We start from the raw sequence: 17923 nt of genomic DNA, 5'->3' as shown, positions 1-17923 counted from the left end.
CCGTTCGGCGGTGGCGGAGTTTCCTCTGACATCAGCGTCGCCCCTTCGGCAGGCCGAGCAGTCGCTCGGCGATGATGTCGCGCTGGATCTCGTTCGTCCCGGCGTAGACGGGGCCGGCGAGGGAGAAGACGTAGCGCTCGGACCAGTCGGTGTCGGTCAACTCGCCCTCGGCGCCCAGCAGATCGAGGGCCGTCTCGTGCAGTGCGATGTCGTACTCCGACCAGAAGACCTTGTTCAGGCTGGACTCCGGGCCGATCGACTCGCCGTCCAGGAAGCGGGAGGCGGCGGCGAAGGTGAAGAGCTGGTAGGCGCGGGCGCCGATCAGGGCGTCGGCCACACGGTTCTTCGTGCTCTGCGGGCTGCCTTGCGCTTGCCAGAGGCCATGAAGCCGGTCGGCGCTCGCGAGGAAACGGCCGGGGGAGCGGAGCATCAGGCCTCGCTCGTTGCCCGCCGTGGACATCGCGATGCGCCAGCCCTGGCCCGGCTCGCCGATCACGTCCTCGTCCGGCACGAACACCTCGTCCAGGAACAGCTCGGCGAAGGCGGGCTTGCCGTCGAGGCGGGCGATCGGGCGGACGGTGACGCCGGGCGCGTGCAGGTCGAACATCAGGTAGGTCAGGCCCTGGTGGGGCTTCGGGGCGTCCGGGTCGCTGCGGAACAGGCCGAACGCGCGGTCGGCGAACGCCGCGCGTGAGGACCAGGTCTTCTGGCCGGACAGCAGCCACCCGTCGGCCGTGCGCACGGCCCTCGATCTGAGAGAGGCCAGGTCCGAGCCCGCCTCCGGCTCCGACCAGGCCTGAGCCCAGACCACCTCGCCGGTGGCCATGGGCGGCAGCACACGCGCGCGTTGCTCCTGCGTGCCGTGGTCGAAGAGGGTCGGGGCGAGGAGGCTGATGCCGTTCTGGTTGACGCGGCCCGGGGCGCCCGCCGCGTAGTACTCCTCCTCGAACAGCAGCCACCGCACGAGTGAGGCGTCCCGGCCGCCGTACGCCGTCGGCCAGTTGACCACTGACCAGCGGTCGGCGGCGAGTTCGGCCTCCCACGCCCGGTGCGCCGCGAAGCCCTCCTCGGTCTCCAGGGACGGGAGCGGATCGGGCGGCACATGCGCGCGCAGCCAGGCGCGGGCCTCGGCGCGGAACGCCTCCTCGGCGGCGGAGTGGGTGAGGTCCACGGGCGCCTTCCCTCCCTACGAGCCCTACGAGCTCCCTGCGGCTTCTTCCCTAACAAGTGTTTGGTAGGTTAGCGTGCTGCTATGACAAACGTCGAGGAGCCGGCGTACGTTCCCGGGCACGCACTGCTCCGCGGGCGCACCGCCGTCATCACCGCGGCGGCCGGCGCGGGCATCGGCGGGGCGACGGCGCGCCGCTTCCTCGAAGAGGGCGCGCGCGTGCTGATCAGCGACGCGCACGCGCGGCGCCTGAAGGAGTACGAGGCGGAGCTGGCCCGGGAGTTCGAGGGGGCGGTGGCGTCCGCGGTGTGCGATGTCACCGACGAGACGCAGGTGCAGGCGCTGTTCGACACGGCCGTACAGGAACACGGCCGGCTCGACGTCCTCGTCAACAACGCCGGTCTCGGCGGGACTTCGCCGCTCGTCGACATGACCGACGAACAGTGGTCGAGGGTCCTCGACGTAACCTTGAACGGCACCTTCAGGTGCACCCGGGCCGCCCTGCGCCGTATGCGGGACACCGGTGGCGTGATCGTCAACAACGCCTCCGTCGTCGGCTGGCGCGCCCAGGCCGGGCAGGCGCACTACGCGGCCGCGAAGGCGGGCGTGATGGCGCTGACCCGGTGCGCCGCGATCGAGGCGGCCGAGTACGGGGTGCGGGTCAACGCGGTGTCGCCGAGCCTCGCCATGCACCCGCACCTCGCGAAGGTGACCACCCCCGACCTGCTGGAGGCACTGGCCGCCCGCGAGGCCTTCGGGCGGTACGCCGAGCCGTGGGAGGTGGCCAACGTGATCGTCTTCCTGGCCTCCGGCTACTCCTCGTACATGACAGGGGAGATCGTCTCCGTCAGCAGCCAGCACGCCTAGGACGACAATGGACCCCGTGCCGACCAAGAAGAAGCCCCAGGTGACCGCCGCAGCCGACAGGCGCCGCGAACTCCTCGACACCGCCGCCGAGGTCTTCGCCGAGCAGGGCTACAACGCCACCACCGTTCGCAAGATCGCCGACCACGCGGGCATGCTCGCGGGCAGCCTCTACTACCACTTCGACTCCAAGGAGTCGATGCTGGAGGAGATCCTGCGGACCTTCCTCGACGAGCTGTGGAGTGGCTACGACGCCGTCCTGGCGGCCGAGCTGGACCCGCGCGAGACGCTTCAGGCGCTGGTCACCGAGTCGTTCAGGGAGATCGACCGGCATCGGGCCGCCGTCGCGATCTACCAGAAGGAGAACAGACAGCTGGTGGCGCAGGAGCGGTTCGCGTTCCTCGCCGAGTCGCAGCGCAGGTTCGAGAAGGCGTGGCTGTCCACGCTGGAGCGCGGGGTCGCGGCCGAGGTGTTCCGGTCCGACCTCGACGTCCGGCTCACCTACCGGTTCGTGCGGGACACGGTGTGGGTCGCCGCGTCCTGGTACCGGCCCGGCGGACAGCACAGCCCGGAGGAGATCGCCCGGCAGTACCTGTCGATGGTGCTGGACGGGATCGCCGTACGTGCGTAGCCGTCAGTAGCCGTTGAGGTGCCCTTATCTGTGAGGGAGATGCGTTGCCATGGCCGAGGCCTACATCGTCGAAGCGGTCCGTACGCCCGTCGGGCGGCGCGGAGGAGGGCTCAGCGGGGTCCATCCGGCCGACCTGGGCGCGCATGTCCTCAAGGAACTCGTCTCGCGCGCGGGCATGGACCCGGCCGCCGTCGAGGACGTCGTCTTCGGCTGCCTTGACGCCGTGGGGCCGCAGGCCGGGGACATCGCGCGGACCTGCTGGCTGGCGGCCGGGCTGCCCGAGGAGGTGCCGGGCGTGACGGTGGACCGGCAGTGCGGGTCCTCGCAGCAGGCCGTCCACTTCGCGGCGCAGGGCGTGCTGTCCGGCACCCAGGACCTGGTGGTCGCGGGCGGCGTGCAGAACATGTCGATGATCCCCATCGCCTTCGCCACCCGGCAGGCCGCCGAGCCGCTGGGGCTGACGGCGGGCCCCTTCGCGGGGAGCGAGGGCTGGCGGGCGCGGTACGGCGAGAAGCCCGTCAACCAGTTCGTCGGCGCCGAGATGATCGCCGCGAAGTGGGGAATCAGCCGGCAGGACCAGGAGGAGTTCGCCCTGCGCTCGCACCGGCGGGCGCTGCGGGCGATCGACGAGGGCCGCTTCGAGCGGGAGCTCGTGCCCTACGGCCGGGCCGCCGTCGACGAGGGGCCGCGCCGGGACACCTCCCTGGAGAAGATGGCCGGGCTGAAGCCGGTCGTCGACGGCGGCACGATCACGGCCGCCTGTTCCTCGCAGGTCTCCGACGGCGCGGCGGCGATGCTGCTGGCCTCGGAGCGGGCGGTGCGCGAGCATGGGCTCACGCCCCGGGCCCGGGTGCACCACCTCTCGGTGCGCGGTGAGGATCCCATCCGCATGCTCACTGCCCCCATCCCCGCCACCGCCCACGCCCTGAAGAAGACCGGCCTGTCCATCGCCGACATCGACCTCGTCGAGATCAACGAGGCCTTCGCTCCGGTCGTCCTGGCCTGGCTGAAGGAGACCGGCGCGGACCCGGAGAAGGTCAACGTCAATGGGGGTGCCATCGCGCTGGGCCACCCCCTGGGCGCGACCGGAGTGAAACTGATGACGACCCTGCTGCACGAACTGGAGCGCACCGGAGGCCGGTTCGGGCTGCAGACGATGTGCGAGGGCGGCGGGCAGGCGAACGTGACGATCGTTGAGCGGCTTTGACGACGGCGGGACCACCCACTTCGGCGGACGGAGTCCGGCGCAGGCTCCCGAAGCCCGTGAGGCCCCCTGGGGCCGAGCGGTGCGAGGGGGCCGTCGGGGGTGGTGCCGATGTGCGAGGGCGGCGGGCAGGCGAACGTGACGATCATCGAGAGGCTGTAGCCGTCAGTCCTTGAGGCGCTCCCGCACCTGCCCGGCCTCCTGCATGATCCGCTCCACCAGTTCCGCGCACGACGGCAGGTCGTCGATCACCCCGGCGACCTGCCCGGAGGCCATCACCCCCAGGTCCGTGCGGCCGTCCACCATCGACGCCCTGAGCAGCATCGGCGTGTTCGCGGCGAGCAGGACCTGGCTCCAGCTCAGGTCCTTGCCGTGCTTGAGCGCACGACCGTCCCGGACCATCCGGAGCCAGCTCGTGCCGGAGAGCTTCCGGTAGCCCGCCGCCCTGCTGACCGCCTGGAGGAGAGCCCTCGCACGGCCCGAGCGCTCCAGGGCGTCGACCAGTTCCGTACGCAGCATGCGGTGGGGCAGGCCGTCCACGGCCGTGGTGACGGTGACGTCCCGGACCGTCGCCGCCAGATACCGCGCCTTCACCGCATCCGGCACCGTCGAGTCCGACGTCAGCAGGAACCGCGTGCCCATCGCGACCCCCGCCGCCCCGTAGGCCAGCGCCGCGACCAGTCCCCGTCCGTCGAAGAAGCCACCCGCCGCCACGACCGGTATGTCCACGGCGTCGGCCACCTGCGGCAGCAGCACCGTCGTCGCCACCTCACCGGTGTGCCCGCCGCCCTCCCCGCCCTGCACGATCACCGCGTCCGCACCCCAGGCCGCGACCTTCTCGGCATGCCGCCGGGCACCGATCGAGGGGATGACGATCACCCCCGCGTCCTTGAGCTCGGCGATCAGCTCGGGTGAGGGCGCGAGAGCGAAGGAGGCGACGCGCACACCCTCGTCGATCATGACGCGGACCCGGTCTGCGGCGTCCGAGGCGTCCGCGCGCAGATTCACGCCGAACGGCGCGTCCGTACGGGATCTGACCTCGCGTATCGCCTCACGCAGCCGGTCGACGGTCATCGTCGCGGAGGCCAGGATGCCCAGCGCACCCGCGTTCGCCGTCGCCGAGACCAGTCGCGGGCCCGCCACCCAGCCCATCCCCGTCTGCACGATCGGGTGGCGGACACCGACCAGCCGGGTCAGCGCCGTCTCCATCACGCACCGACCTCCCTTGCGCGAGTGTTCGCCGGGTCGATGACCTCGCGGACGAGGCGCAGTTCGGCGGCGGTGGGTTCGCGGGTCGTCGGCACCTCGTCCGGGACGACCAGGTCGAACGCGGTCGCCTCCCTGACCTGCTCCAGCGTGACTCCCGGATGGAGCGAGGCCAGACGCATCGCGTGGTCGGGTGTGGCGAAGTCGAAGACGCCGAGGTCGGAGACGACACGGGGGATGCGGTGATGTCGGGCGGCGCCCGCGTGGTCGTAACCCACCCCGCACACCATGTCGACCTTCTCGACGAACACCCGCCGGGAATGCCTCGGCACCCAGTAACTGGTCGGATTGTTGAGGGTGTTGACCGGTGCGCCGCGCACCCCGAGCAGCTGCCGTTTCGGCCGCTCCCAGTCGCCGATGCACGAGATGTTCTGGTTGCCGTACCGGTCGATCTGGCTCGCGCCCATCATCACGTGCCGCCGGCCACCGGTGACCAGGGCCAGGTGCTGTCGGTACGGCAGCCAGCCCTCGGTCGTCCCGTCCGGGCGGACGAGCATCGCCTCGCCGTCGGTCAGCAGCAGGTCCGGCGAGAACGTGAGCCGTGCCAGCCGGGCCCCCACGGACGGGATCAGGCCCATCGGGCTCGCCAGGATCTCACCCGCGTCGCGCCAGGCCTCGGCGCAGGCGATGACGCAGTACTCGGCGCGGGTGGGCGGGAGAAGGGACGTGCGGGTGGCCTCCGTCATGATCGCTCCCCGACCGCCGACCGGTACGCCTGCTCGTCCCCGCTGAGGAACCGCGCCGCGAACTGAGGCCAGGGCGTGGTCGCGTACGTCTTCTGAAACGCCTCGTCCCGGCCGTAGTCGGGCGCGCAGGACGTGAAGTGCGCCCCGTTCGGGGCCTCGACGACACCGGTCACCGTGTGCCGCTTGACCAGCAGCGACTGCGGGGCCGCGTCCTTCGTCAACTCGGCCGTGTCGACGACCCGTTCGCACGAGACGTACGCCGCGTCGGCCGCCTCGCAGAACAGGTCGTCGAAGTACGGGTCGGGGCCCAGATACTGCCCGTTGCCCAGCCGGTCGGCGCGGTTGACGTGGACCAGGGCCGCGTCGAGCCGCAGCGCGGGCATGGCGACGAACGTCTCCCCGTCGTCGTACGGCGAAGAAACCGTCCTGAGGCCCGGGTTGACCCGCATCACATCCGAACCGATCCCGGCCCGCACCGGCAGGAAGGGCAGCCGGTTCGCGGCCGCGCGCAGGCCCCACATGAACATGGCCTCGTCGACCTCCACCAGTTCGAAGGCGCCGCGCTCCCGGGCCGCTCGGAAGTGCGGTTCGAGGGGAATGGAGTCGAGGGTGGCGAAGGGGGCGACCAGCTTCCGGATCCGCCCGGCGGCGGCGAGCATGCCGACGTCCGGGCCGCCGTACGAGACGACGGTGAGGTCGGTGACGTCGGACCGGAGCACTGCCCTGACCAGGGCCATGGGTTTGCGGCGCGAACCCCAGCCGCCGATGCCGAGGGTCATGCCGCTGTGCAGCCGGGAGACGACCTGGTCGGCGGTCATCGTCTTGTCACTCACCTACGCTCCCTCATCCGTCTTGCCGAAGGTGTCACGGACCCGGTCGGCCACTCCGCTGAGGCCGGCCTCGAAGGTGAAGCCCTGTTCGAAGCGGTAGCTGCGGCGCACGTCGACCGGATCGATGCCGTTGATGGCGGCCTTGGCCAGGCGCAGCAGCTGCCCGTCCTTGGCGGCGATCTCGCGGGCCAGCTCCAGGGCCGCGGCGCGGAGTTCCTCGCCCGGCACGACGCGCCACACCGAGCCGTGCGCGTGCAGCTCGGCCGCGGTCGCCGTGCGCGAGGTGTAGTACAGCGCGCGCATCAGGTGCTGGGGGACCAGTCGGGCCAGATGGGTGGCCGCGCCCAGCGCTCCCCGGTCCAGCTCGGGCAGCCCGAAGGTGGCGTCCTCGCTCGCCACGATCGCGTCCGCGTTGCCCACCAGGCCGATACCGCCGCCCAGGCAGAAGCCGTGCACGGCCGCGACGACGGGCACCTCGCAGTCGTACACCGCGCCGAAGGCCGCCGCGCAGGCGCGGTTGGCGCCGATCAGCGCGCTGTGCCCGTCCCGCTGTATCTCCTTGATGTCCACGCCCGCGTTGAACCCGCGCCCCTCGGCCGCGATGACGACACACCGCACCTGCGGGTCGCGTCCCGCCGCCCGCACGGCGTCGGCCAGGGCGAACCAGCCCCCCACCGGCAGGGCGTTCACCGGGGGGAAGTCGACAGTGACGACGGCGATTCCACTATGTTCGGGCCCTTTTTCCGGGGACGAGGTGGAGACACCCATGGCCGCATCAGCTACCTTTCCACCAAACGTTTGTTAGGTGAAGGGTAGCCGGGAATGGGGCTGGACGGGAAGGTCGTGGTCGTCACGGGCGGTACCCGGGGCGTCGGTGCGGGGGTGGCGAGGGCTTTCGCCGAGGCCGGTGCGGACGTCGTGATCTGCGCCCGCAGACCGCCCGAAGTCCCGTCGCCCGGAGTGCAGTTCAGGGTGCTCGACCTCCGCGACCCGGCAGCCGTACGGGCCTTCTTCGCGGCGTTGCCCCGCCTCGACGTCCTCGTCAACAACGCGGGTGGCACACCGTACCGACGGTTGACGGACGCGGACGCCGAACGGCACGCGCGCGTGATCGAGCTGAACCTCGTCGCTCCGCTGACGGCGTCCCTGGCCGCGTACGAGCACCTGAGGCGGGTGCGGGGCTCGGTGGTGATGATCGGCAGCGTCAGCGGCAGCCGCCCGTCGCCGGGATCGGCGGCGTACGGGGCGGCCAAGGCCGGGCTGGAGAGCCTGGCCCGCTCGATGGCGGTGGAGTGGGCGCCGCAGGTCCGGGTCAACACCCTGGTCGTGGGCATGGTCCGCACGGAGCGGTCGCCTCTCCACTACGGGGGCGAGGAAGGCATCGCCGGAGTCTCCCGCACCGTCCCGCTCGGCCGCCTCGCCGAACCGGCCGACGTCGGCGCGGCCGCCGTATTCCTCGCCTCCGACACCGCCGCCTACATCAGCGGGGCGAGCCTGCTCGTGCACGGCGGGGGCGAGCGGCCCGCGTTCCTGGACGCCGCAACGGTCAACAAGGAGGCATGACATGAGCGGGATCTGCGAGGGGCGGGTCGTGGCCGTCACCGGCGCGGGCCGGGGCCTCGGCCGCGCACACGCGCTCGCGTTCGCCGCGGCGGGGGCGAAGGTCGTCGTCAACGACCTCGGAGTCGGCCTGGACGGCAGCCCTGCGCGAGGGGTAGCCGTCGACAGCCCAGTCCGGCACGTGACCGTCGACAACCCCGCCCAGCAGGTGGCCGACGAGATCCGCGTGGCGGGCGGTGAGGCGATCGCGCACGGCGGCGACATCGCGACCAGTGCCGGGGCGGCGTCCCTGGTGGCGGCCGCGCTGGAGACGTACGGCCGCCTCGACACCCTCGTCAACAACGCCGGCTTCCTGCGCGACCGGATGCTGGTCAACCTCGACGAGGACGACTGGGACGCGGTCGTACGGGTCCACCTCAAGGGCCACTTCCTCCCCCTGAAGCACGCGGCGGCGCACTGGCGGGCAGAGGCGAAGGCGGGCCGAACCCCGGTCGCCCGGATCGTCAACACAAGCAGTGGGGCAGGGCTGTTGGGCTCGCTCGGGCAGGGCAACTACAGCGCCGCGAAGGCCGGCATCATCGCCCTGACCCTGGTCGCGGCGGCCGAGCTGGCCCGCTACGGCGTCCAGGTCAACGCGATCGCCCCGGCGGCCCGCACCCGCATGACGGAACGCACCTTCGCGCAGTCGATGGCGGCCCCCGACGCGGGCTTCGACGCCATGGCCCCGGAGAACGTCTCCCCGTTGGCCGTCTGGCTGGGCTCGGCGGCGAGCGAGGGCGTGACGGGGAGGGTCTTCGAGGCGGAGGGGGGTCGGATCACGGTCATGGAGGGGTGGAAGGCGGGGCCGAGCGTGGACAAGGGGGCGCGGTGGACGCCGGAGGGGGCGGGGGAGACGGCGCGGAAGTTGCTGGGGGAGGCGGGGGTGCCGGGGCCGGTGTACGGCGCGTGAGGGGGTTTTCGCCCCCGCCGCCCCTACCCGTCCCGTCCCTGGGGGCTGCCGCCCCCGGGCTGAAAATCCAGCCCCTCCGGCGTTTGAGGAGCGGGGGTCCAGGGGGCAGAGCCCCCTGGCGGGGTCGAACGGGCGGAGCCCCTTCAGGATGGGACGGGTAGGGGCGGCGGGGGCGAAGAACCTACGTATCGCACTCCAATACCGTCCGGCACAACCCGCACCGCGCCCGAACCCGCCCCCGCACCGGCACCCGAATCCGCTGCTGACACGTCGGACACGGAAACGACACCCGCAACGGCCCCCGCCCGTCCGGCATGAACGCATACGGCACCCCCGGCTGAGGCCCGACCCCGTGCTGCTCCTGGGCATGCCGCCGATCGCGCGCGTACCGGCGCCGCCCCGCCCAGCCGGCCGCAGTCAGCGGCGGCTGCTGCTCGTCGCGCCGCGCCTCGGCCATGCCCTTCACATACGCCGTGTACGCCTGCGGACTGGTGAACCACACCGACGGATCCTCGCCGAAGACCAGCGCCCGCTTGGCGAGGACGTACCCGAACTCCTCCGGCGTCAGATACCCCAGCTTCTGCGAGGACGCCGCGTCCTCCCGGTACGCGTCGAGGAGCAGCCAGCCCGCACCGAGATACGTCGTCGCCGTGTCGGTGAGGATCTCGTTCTCCCGTGTCCCGGGGAAGGACAGGTCCAGGCGGTGCAGGTACACATGCATCACCTCGTGGGCGAGGGCCGCCCCGATGTCCCGGCGATGGGTGCGGAAGCGGTCGTTCAGCTCGACGAAGTACTCGGGCCCGGCGGCGAGTTCGACGCTGGCCGCGTGGTTCATCTCCCGGAAGCTGACGACCAGCCGGGCGTCCGGCAGGCGGTAGTGCCGCACCAGTTCGCGCGCCACCCGCTGCGCGCCCAGATACAGGTCGTCCGTGTCGCAGAACGCCACATCGGCCGGCAGCACGCTGGTCGCGAACGTCTGGACGGTGTCGTACGACAGTCGCTTGTAGAGCGCGGTGATCGAGGCCCGCACCGTCTGAAGGTGTGGGAAGCCGTGCTGGACCGGTCCGCCGTTCGCCACGCCCGTACCCCCAAGACGCCTTGAACCCGATTCCACTCTACGGGGATGTGAGGGGTTTTTCCCCGGCGAGGTTCCAAGCCCGGGACGTGAGATCCGTCCTTGTCAAGCATGCCACCCGATCTTCATACTGCGGGCCGCTCAACACGCCATGAAAGGACGTACGTTGACCCTTAGCTCGCCGAAGAGAAGCGGCATAACCCTGGCCAAAAGAGCCGCGGCGGTCGGTGCCGTGGCCCTCGCGGTCGCCTCCCTTCAGCCCCTCAGTGCGCAGGCCGCGTCCACCCGTGTCGTCGGGGGAACGCCCGCCGCGCAGAGCGAGTTCCCGTTCATGGTCCATCTCTCCATGGGCTGCGGCGGGGCGCTCTACAAGAAGGACGTCGTGCTGACCGCCGCCCACTGCATGGACGGCTCCGGCAACAACACCAGCATCACCGTCACCGCGGGTGTCAACGACCTCAACTCCTCCGCCGCGATCAAGGTCAAGTCGACCAAGGTCAAGGTGGCCCCGGGCTACGACGGCAGTGGCAAGGACTGGGCGCTGATCAAGCTCGCCCGACCCATCGACAAGCCGACGCTGAAGATCGCCACCACGGACCGCTACAACCGCGGCATGTTCACGATCGCCGGGTGGGGCGACACCCAGGAGGGTGGTGGCACGGGCACGACCAAGCTCCAGAAGGCCACCGTTCCCTTCGTCGCCGACCGCGTGTGCAAGCGCCACTACGGGAACCAGCTGGTGTCGAAGGAGGAACTGTGCGCCGGCTGGCAGAGCGGCGGCATCGACACCTGCCAGGGTGACTCCGGCGGCCCCATGTTCCGCAAGGACGACGCGGGCAAGTGGATCCAGGTCGGCATCGTCAGCTGGGGCGACGGCTGCGCCCGCACCGGTGCGCCCGGCATCTACACCGAGGTCAGCACCTTCGCGAAGGACATCGCCCGCGCGGCGAACGCCCTGTAGGCAGCCTCCGTACGCAGGAGCCGTACGCGCCTGCGTACCAGGGCGCGTCAGCAGGGTTGCGTCAGACGGCCCGGAGCACCGGGGCACCCGCCTCGCCGGACCCCGGCCGGGCCGTCTCCGCCAGCTCCAGCACCCACACCTCGTTGCCCCCCTCCCGCAGGACGGGCCCCGGGACGTACAGCGAGCGCTGCGGACCCGTGGACCAGTAACGGCCGAGACCGAAGCCGTTGATCCACACGAACCCGCGGGTGAAGCCCGGCAGCTCCAGGCGGGCGTCACCGGCGCCCCGCACCGTGACCGTGCCCCGGAACAGCCCCGGCGCACCGTCGCCGGGCACCTCCCGCGACGGCACCGCCCGGACCCGCTCGACGTCGTCCAGCGCCTCCAGCCGCAGCCCGCGCGCGCGTACGTCGTGCAGATACTGCCGCTCGTGCAGCACGCCCCCGGTGATCCCCTTGGGCTCGCCCAGCCGCGGCCCGTAGTTGACCCGCCCCAGGGACTCCACCCACAGCTCCACGCGCGCGTACCCGGCGACGGGCTCCTTGAGGCTCGCGTCGTCCTCGGTGAGCACCCCGGCCCGCTCCCCGTCGACGTACACCACGGCGAGGTCCCGCAGCCCGCGCACCGTCAGCGGGTACGGCTGCCGCGGCCCCGGCACCGCCACCTCGTACCGCACCAGGCCCCGCTCGACGCCCAGTTCCTCGAAGGTGGGCGGCACGGGGCCGCACGTCTCGGGGCCGCCCAGCGCCCGAAGTACCTCGCTCAGGGACGCCCAGCCGGTCAGGACCGCCTCGGCCGGCGCGCCCAACGGGGCGGGTGCGGGCGGGACTTCGGGCAGAGGGCCCTCGGCGTACTCGGCGAGGACCTCGCGGAAGGCCCAGAACTTCGCCGTGGGGCGGCCGTACTCGTCGATCGGGGCGTCGTAGTCGTACGACGTCACGTCGGGCTCCAGCGGCCCGTCGTGCAGCGCGCCGCCGCCCCGGTTGGCGCCCGCCCAGCCGGCGAAACTGGTGCCGCCGTGCGCCATGTACAGGTTGACCGAGGCCCCGCACTCCAGGATCTCCCGCAGGGCCGCCGTCGCGTCCCGGTGATCCCGTACGACATGCTCGCCGCCCCAGTGGTCGAACCAGCCGCACCAGAACTCCATGCACATCAGCGGACCGTCGGGGCGGTGCCGGCGCAGGGTCTCGAAGGACTCGCGCGCGTGGGAGCCGAAGTTCACCGTCGCCAGGACCCCCGGGACCGAGCCGCCGGAGAGCATGTGGTCCTCGGGGCCGTCCGAGGTGAACAGCGGTACCGTGACGCCGAGTTCGCGCAGCAGGCCGGCCAGGCGGCGCAGATACTCCGCGTCCGAACCGTAGCTGCCGTACTCGTTCTCGACCTGCACCATGATCACCGGCCCGCCGCGGTCGATCTGCCGGGGCACGATCTCGTGCCGTAGCCGCCGGAACCAGCTCGCCACATACCCCAGGTAGCGCTCGTCACGGGTACGCGCGCGTGCGCCCAGCTCCGCCGTCAGCCAGTACGGCAGCCCGCCGTTCTCCCACTCGGCGCAGATGTACGGTCCCGGCCGGACGATCGCCCACAGCCCCGCCTCCCGGGCCGCGTCCAGGAACCGTCCCAGCGCCCGGACGTCCCGGCTGTGCCCCGGCGCCGGCTCGTGCAGGTTCCACGGCACGTACGTCTCCACGCAGTTGAGGCCCATCGCCCGCAGCATCGCCAGCCGGTGCCCCCACTGGGCCTCGTGCACCCGGAAGTAGTGCAGCGCGCCGGACAGCAGCCGCACCGGCCGCCCGTCCAGCAGGAAGTCTTCGTCCCCCACCGTGAACTCGCTCATGCGCCCCACCCTCACCTCTGGCGGCGATCACGTCCATGGACAAAGATCGGCACCCATTGGACGCAAGTGAGGTGTCCCGAGCGCGGCACCTGACGGAAAGCGGCAGCTCACGGTCCCCGGAAGGAGCGCGGATGTACCACACCTGGATGCGGTTCTTCACGCCCGGCCCGGCCCACCACCGGCTCGGCCTCGTCTGCCTCGGCGTCGGCCTGCAGTACGGCGCCCTGCCCACGGTCGGCCCCCGCACCCTCGACCACCACGTCGCCGTCGTCATCAACGCGGGCGGCGGCTGGTACGAGAGCCCCGACGGCCGCCGTACGACCGTCACCGCGCCCGCGCTGCTGTGGCTGACCCCCGGCGTGCCGCACCACTACGCGCCCGACCCCCGCACCGGCTGGGACGAGGGCTTCGTCGACTTCGCCGGGCCCGCCACCGCCTCGTACACCGAACTCGGCTACATCGAACCGGACCGCCCCGTCGTGCCCCTCTCCGACGCCTCGGGCCCGCGTGCCGTCATCGGACGCATGGCACGCGCCGCCCGCCGGGACAACCCCCTCCTGGAGGTCGAGACCGGCGCCGCCGTCCATGAACTCCTCGTCGCCCTGCGTCGCGCGCGTGCTGACCTCGCCCCCGACGGCGAGGCGGTCCTCAAGGCCCTCGCCCGCGACGCGTGCCTGCCGCTGACCGTCGCCGATCACGCCGCCCGGCACGGCATGACCCTCGCCGAACTGCGCACCGCCGTACGGCGCGGCGCCGGCTGCAGCCCCAAGGACTATCTGCTCGGCATCCGCCTGGGCCGCGCCAAGGAACTCCTCGCCGCCACCGAGCTGCCCGTCGCCGCCGTCGCCCGCCGCGTCGGCTACGACGACCCCGCCTACTTCTCCCGCCTGTTCACCCGCCGCGTCGGCATGGCCCCCGTCCACTTCCGGGCCCAGCAGGGCCGCACCGTCCCCGGCGGCTGGAGCAACCAGGTCCCCGACCCCGACGATCCACCCGTGATCGAACGAATGACCACGTGAGGAGCCCCGTAGGCTGGGCCCTCATGACCACCAGCAACACGTCCCCCGGCGACGTCGACCCCGCCGTCCGCGAGGAGCTCGCCCGGCTGCGCGACAGCATCGACAACATCGACGCGGCCGTCGTCCACATGCTCGCCGAACGCTTCAAGTGCACCCAGCAGGTCGGCCACCTCAAGGCCAAGCACCAGCTCCCGCCCGCCGACGCCGCCCGCGAGGCCCGCCAGATCGCCCGCCTGCGCACCCTCGCCGAAAACGCCAAGCTCGACCCGGCTTTCGCTGAAAAGTTCCTCAATTTCATCATCGCCGAAGTGATCAGGCACCACGAGAGCATCGCCGAGGACACGATCAACGGCGCTGCGCCCACGGCGAACTGACCTCGATCGGCCCTCCCGAGGGAGTGACACGGCGGCCCCTGCCCGGCATGCTGCCCTGTGCACTCCGTGCAAGCTGACACGCACTCCCCGTCAGCGCCCGGACATACCCTGGATGTCCACGCCGGGAGGGACGTCGGGCCATGCCGTCGGATGCCAAGATCCTCATCGTCGACGACCACGAGGACACGCTGTACGCGCTGGAGAGCGCGCTGGCCCCGCTGGGCTACCGGCTCGCCAGTGCCACCAGCGGTGACGAGGCGCTCAAGCAGGTGCTTCGCGGACAGGTCGGGCTGCTGCTGCTGGACGTCCGCATGCCCGGCGTCAGCGGCCTGGACGTGGTGCGCTACATGCGGCGCCTGGAACAGACCCAGCACATACCGGTCATCCTGCTCACCGGTTTCGGCGCGGATCACGAACTGACCGCCACCGCCTTCGGACTCGGCGTCGCCGACCTGGTCATGAAGCCCATCGAACCCTGGGCGCTGCGCACCAAAATCCGCTACCTCTACGACTCCTACCAGCGGCAACGCGCGCTGGAGCAGGAGGTCCGCGAGTTACGCGCCCTCGTCAAGGACGACCCCGACGGCCAGGCACCCGGCCCCCGCCCCGTCCAGCCCCGCCCCGTCCAGTCCCGCCCTGACGCCCGCGTCCCGCCGCAGCGCGACAGCCAGGCGGCGACCTCGGCCAAGGACCGGCCCTGAGGCGGCAGAGCGAAAACCGGCACCTGCGCGGAGCCAGACCAAAGACCGGACATAGCGCACTTATTGATCAGCCTCTGTGCCTCGTCAGCGGCATCAGGCAGCATGTCCTGCATGTCCGTACTGACGCGCGACGAAGCGCAGACCCGTGCCCAGCTCCTCGATGTCCACCGCTACACGATCGAACTCGATCTGACCACCGGGGACGAGACCTTCGACTCCCGCACCGTCATCCGGTTCACCACGCGCGCGGACCACGCGGACACGGACACCTTCGTCGAGATCAAGCCGGCCGAGCTGCGCTCCGTCACGCTGGACGGACACCCCCTCGACCCGGAGACCTTGGACGAGAACCGGCTGCCCCTGAAGAACCTCACCGCCGGTGAGCACGAACTGCGCGTCGACGCCGCCATGCGCTACTCCCGCACCGGTGAGGGCATGCACCGCTTCACCGACCCCGTGGACGGCGAAACGTACCTCTACACACAGTTGTGCATGGACGACGCCCAGCGTGTCTTCGCCGCCTTCGACCAGCCCGACCTCAAGGCCGTCTTCGACCTGTCCGTCAAGGCCCCCGAGGGCTGGACCGTGCTCGCCAACGGCATCACCGAAGAACTCGGCGACGGCCGCTGGCAAGCCGCGCCCACCCCGTTGATCCCCACCTACCTCGTCGCCGTCGCCGCCGGCCCCTACCACTCCGTGCGCACCGAACACCGGGGCCTGCCCTTCGGCCTGCACTGCCGCCGCTCGCTCGCCCCCTACCTCGACACGGACACCGAGGAGCTCTTCGAGGTCACGCGCGCGTGCTTCGACCGCTACCACGAGAAGTTCGACGAGCCCTACCCCTTCGACTCCTACGACCAGGCGTTCGTCCCCGAGTTCAACGCCGGCGCCATGGAGAACCCCGGACTCGTCACCTTCCGCGACGAGTTCGTCTACCGCTCCGCCGTCACCGACGCCGAGCGCCAGACCCGTGCCATGGTCATCGCCCACGAGATGGCCCACATGTGGTTCGGCGACCTCGTCACCCTGCGCTGGTGGGACGACATCTGGCTGAACGAGTCCTTCGCCGAGTACATGGGCTACCAGACCTGCGCCGAGGCCACCCGCTTCACCGACACCTGGACCGACTTCGGCGTCGCCCGCAAGGCCTGGGGCTACGACGCCGACCAGCGCCCCTCCACCCACCCCGTCGCCCCCGAAGGCGTCAACGACACCGCCACGGCCCAGCTCAACTTCGACGGCATCTCCTACGCCAAGGGCGCCTCCGCACTGCGCCAACTGGTGGCCTGGCTCGGCGAGAAGGACTTCCTCACCGGCATCAACACCCACTTCGCCCGCCACAAGTTCGCCAACGCCACCCTCGCCGACTTCGTCGACTCCCTCGCCGCCGCCACCGAACGCGACGTCCACTCCTGGGCCGACGCCTGGCTGCGCACCACCGGCGTCGACACCCTCACCCCGGCCGTCGCCCCCGGCGAGAACGGCACCTGCACCCTGACCGTCGACCGCGCCGGCAGCCGCCCGCACCGCATCGCCGTCGGCCTGTACGACCTGGACCTCGGCGACAACGAGGGCCACCTCGTCCTGCGCGAACGCCTCGACCTCGACGTCCCGCAAGAGGCCCCGCAGCCCATCGGCAAGCGCCCGGCACTGCTGCTGCTCAACGACGGCGACCTGACCTACGCCAAGGTCCGCTTCGACCCCGAATCCTTCGAGACCGTCCGTACGAGCCTCGCCGGGCTGCCCGAACCGCTCACCCGCGCGCTCGTCTGGAACGCCCTGCGCGACGCCGTCCGCGACGGTGAACTGGCCGCCGGCGCCTACCTGGAGGCCGCCCGCGCCCACCTGCCGCACGAGACCGACCTCGCCGTCGTCCAGGGCGTCCTCGCCTTCGCCACCGCCCAGGTCACCGACCGCTACCTCACCCCCGAGGAACGTCCGGCGGCCCTGACCACCCTCTCCGCCCTCTGCCGCGACCTCATCCGCCGCACCGAGGACGGCGACAACCCCGGGCTGCGTCTGATCGCCGTACGCCACTTCGTCGACGTCGCCGCCCATCCGGACACGATCGCCGCCTGGCTCGCCGAGGGCACCGTGCCCGGCGGACCCGAACTCGACCCCGAGCTGCGCTGGCGCGTCCTGGGCCGGCTCGCCGTCCTCGGGGCCGTCGACGAGGCCGCCATCGCCGGCGAGCTGGCGCGCGACCCGAGCGCCACCGGCCAGGAGGGCGCCGCCCGCTGCCGGGCCGCCCTGCCCGACGCACAGGCCAAGGAGCGGGCCTGGGACGCCATGTTCGCCACCGACGACGGCACCGATCTGTCCAACTACCTCTTCATCGCCACCGCGCAGGGCTTCTGGCAGCCCGAACAGGCCGACCTCGTACGGCAGTACGTGCCGCGCTACTACCAGGACGCGATCGCCGTCGGCGCCCGCCGTGGCCCCGCCATCGCCGACGCCGCCGGCCGCTACGCCTTCCCGTTGTACGCCGTCGACGCCGACGCCCTGCGGCTGGGCGAGGAGTGCCTGCGCGACGGCGAGCCGATCCCCGCGCTGCGACGCAGGCTCGCCGACCACCTCGACGACCTGGCACGGGCGTTGCGCGTGCGGGAGGGCGAGTGAGGCCGGTGCGGGTGGCGTAGGGCATCGCTCGTGGCTTCGGGCGACGCGGCGGGCTGATCCTCCCGGCTTGGCTCTCGGGCCTTGACGCGCCGGTCCCAGCAGGATCCGGCCTCAGGAGGATCAGCCCTCGACGGAAGAGGACCGCCGCCCTTTCCCCCGTCGCCCCCCTTACTCCGTCA

Annotated in this window: 17 protein-coding genes; 10 read left to right on the top strand and 7 right to left on the bottom strand. The window is 71.7% G+C overall.

The features are described 5' to 3' along the window. Window positions 1-31: 31 nt before the first annotated feature. On the bottom strand, window positions 32-1171 hold the full coding sequence (locus AB5J49_RS12265) for an acyl-CoA dehydrogenase family protein (protein WP_369168628.1): 1140 nt from the start codon (window positions 1169-1171) through the stop codon (window positions 32-34). 81 nt (window positions 1172-1252) lie between these two features. Between AB5J49_RS12265 and AB5J49_RS12260 the strand changes: the two genes are divergently transcribed. Genes AB5J49_RS12260 through AB5J49_RS12250 form a run of 3 tightly spaced genes read left to right on the top strand, consistent with a single transcriptional unit; the run spans window position 1253 to window position 3870 of the window. Continuing rightward, the gene (locus AB5J49_RS12260) at window positions 1253-2035 is read left to right on the top strand and encodes an SDR family oxidoreductase (RefSeq protein WP_369168627.1); all 783 of its coding nucleotides are present in this window, start codon (window positions 1253-1255) and stop codon (window positions 2033-2035) included. Window positions 2036-2051: 16 nt separating this feature from the next. Next, window positions 2052-2663: a TetR/AcrR family transcriptional regulator gene (locus AB5J49_RS12255; RefSeq protein ID WP_369168626.1), complete on the top strand. Its 612-nt coding sequence runs from the start codon at window positions 2052-2054 to the stop codon at window positions 2661-2663. A gap of 49 nt (window positions 2664-2712) precedes the next feature. Further along, complete coding sequence (locus AB5J49_RS12250; RefSeq protein ID WP_369168625.1) at window positions 2713-3870, top strand: acetyl-CoA C-acetyltransferase; 1158 nt, start codon at window positions 2713-2715, stop codon at window positions 3868-3870. 162 nt (window positions 3871-4032) lie between these two features. Here AB5J49_RS12250 and AB5J49_RS12245 read toward each other — a convergent pair whose 3' ends face one another. The 4 genes from AB5J49_RS12245 to AB5J49_RS12230 are packed head-to-tail and all read right to left on the bottom strand — an operon-like array spanning window position 4033 to window position 7417. Next, entirely contained in the window at window positions 4033-5076 is a 1044-nt protein-coding gene (locus AB5J49_RS12245) for an NAD(P)H-dependent flavin oxidoreductase (protein WP_369168624.1), read from the bottom strand. After that, window positions 5076-5819 (bottom strand): CoA-transferase subunit beta, encoded by a 744-nt coding sequence (locus AB5J49_RS12240; RefSeq protein WP_369168623.1) that lies wholly within the window; start codon window positions 5817-5819, stop codon window positions 5076-5078. Before AB5J49_RS12240 ends, AB5J49_RS12245 begins: the two co-directional genes overlap by 1 nt. Further along, window positions 5816-6652 carry a CoA transferase subunit A gene (locus tag AB5J49_RS12235; protein WP_369168622.1) on the bottom strand — a complete coding sequence of 279 codons (837 nt, stop codon included), beginning with the start codon at window positions 6650-6652 and terminating at the stop codon, window positions 5816-5818. Before AB5J49_RS12235 ends, AB5J49_RS12240 begins: the two co-directional genes overlap by 4 nt. Further along, window positions 6653-7417 (bottom strand): enoyl-CoA hydratase family protein, encoded by a 765-nt coding sequence (locus tag AB5J49_RS12230; RefSeq protein ID WP_369168621.1) that lies wholly within the window; start codon window positions 7415-7417, stop codon window positions 6653-6655. 54 nt (window positions 7418-7471) lie between these two features. On the opposite strand from AB5J49_RS12230, the gene AB5J49_RS12225 reads away from it, so the two are divergent. Further along, entirely contained in the window at window positions 7472-8212 is a 741-nt protein-coding gene (locus AB5J49_RS12225; RefSeq protein ID WP_369168620.1) for an SDR family oxidoreductase, read from the top strand. Between the two features lies 1 nt (window position 8213). Then, on the top strand, window positions 8214-9158 hold the full coding sequence (locus AB5J49_RS12220) for an SDR family oxidoreductase (RefSeq protein WP_369168619.1): 945 nt from the start codon (window positions 8214-8216) through the stop codon (window positions 9156-9158). Window positions 9159-9339: 181 nt separating this feature from the next. On the opposite strand, the gene AB5J49_RS12215 is transcribed toward AB5J49_RS12220, so the two are convergent. Then, entirely contained in the window at window positions 9340-10236 is an 897-nt protein-coding gene (locus AB5J49_RS12215) for a hypothetical protein (RefSeq protein ID WP_369168618.1), read from the bottom strand. Between the two features lie 148 nt (window positions 10237-10384). Here AB5J49_RS12215 and AB5J49_RS12210 point away from each other — a divergent pair, with 148 nt between their 5' ends. Beyond that, entirely contained in the window at window positions 10385-11194 is an 810-nt protein-coding gene (locus AB5J49_RS12210; RefSeq protein ID WP_369168617.1) for a trypsin-like serine protease, read from the top strand. Window positions 11195-11255: 61 nt separating this feature from the next. Here the strand turns inward: AB5J49_RS12210 and AB5J49_RS12205 are convergent, their stop codons facing one another. Continuing rightward, window positions 11256-13031: a beta-galactosidase family protein gene (locus AB5J49_RS12205; protein ID WP_369168616.1), complete on the bottom strand. Its 1776-nt coding sequence runs from the start codon at window positions 13029-13031 to the stop codon at window positions 11256-11258. A gap of 131 nt (window positions 13032-13162) precedes the next feature. Here AB5J49_RS12205 and AB5J49_RS12200 point away from each other — a divergent pair, with 131 nt between their 5' ends. From AB5J49_RS12200 to pepN, 4 genes are all read left to right on the top strand, one after another. Continuing rightward, window positions 13163-14050, top strand: a complete 888-nt coding sequence (locus tag AB5J49_RS12200) for a helix-turn-helix domain-containing protein (protein ID WP_369168615.1) — start codon at window positions 13163-13165, stop codon at window positions 14048-14050. 23 nt (window positions 14051-14073) lie between these two features. Beyond that, window positions 14074-14424: a chorismate mutase gene (locus AB5J49_RS12195; protein WP_369168614.1), complete on the top strand. Its 351-nt coding sequence runs from the start codon at window positions 14074-14076 to the stop codon at window positions 14422-14424. Between the two features lie 140 nt (window positions 14425-14564). Beyond that, entirely contained in the window at window positions 14565-15125 is a 561-nt protein-coding gene (locus tag AB5J49_RS12190; RefSeq protein WP_369168612.1) for a two-component system response regulator, read from the top strand. A gap of 111 nt (window positions 15126-15236) precedes the next feature. Further along, complete coding sequence (pepN, locus tag AB5J49_RS12185; RefSeq protein WP_369168611.1) at window positions 15237-17744, top strand: aminopeptidase N; 2508 nt, start codon at window positions 15237-15239, stop codon at window positions 17742-17744. Window positions 17745-17923: the final 179 nt, after the last annotated feature.

Origin of the sequence: Streptomyces sp. R28, from assembly GCF_041052385.1 — a bacterium.
Taxonomy (GTDB): Bacteria; Actinomycetota; Actinomycetes; order Streptomycetales; family Streptomycetaceae; genus Streptomyces.
Note: the sequence above shows the minus strand (reverse complement) of the source record. Positions and strands in the feature narration are given on the sequence as shown.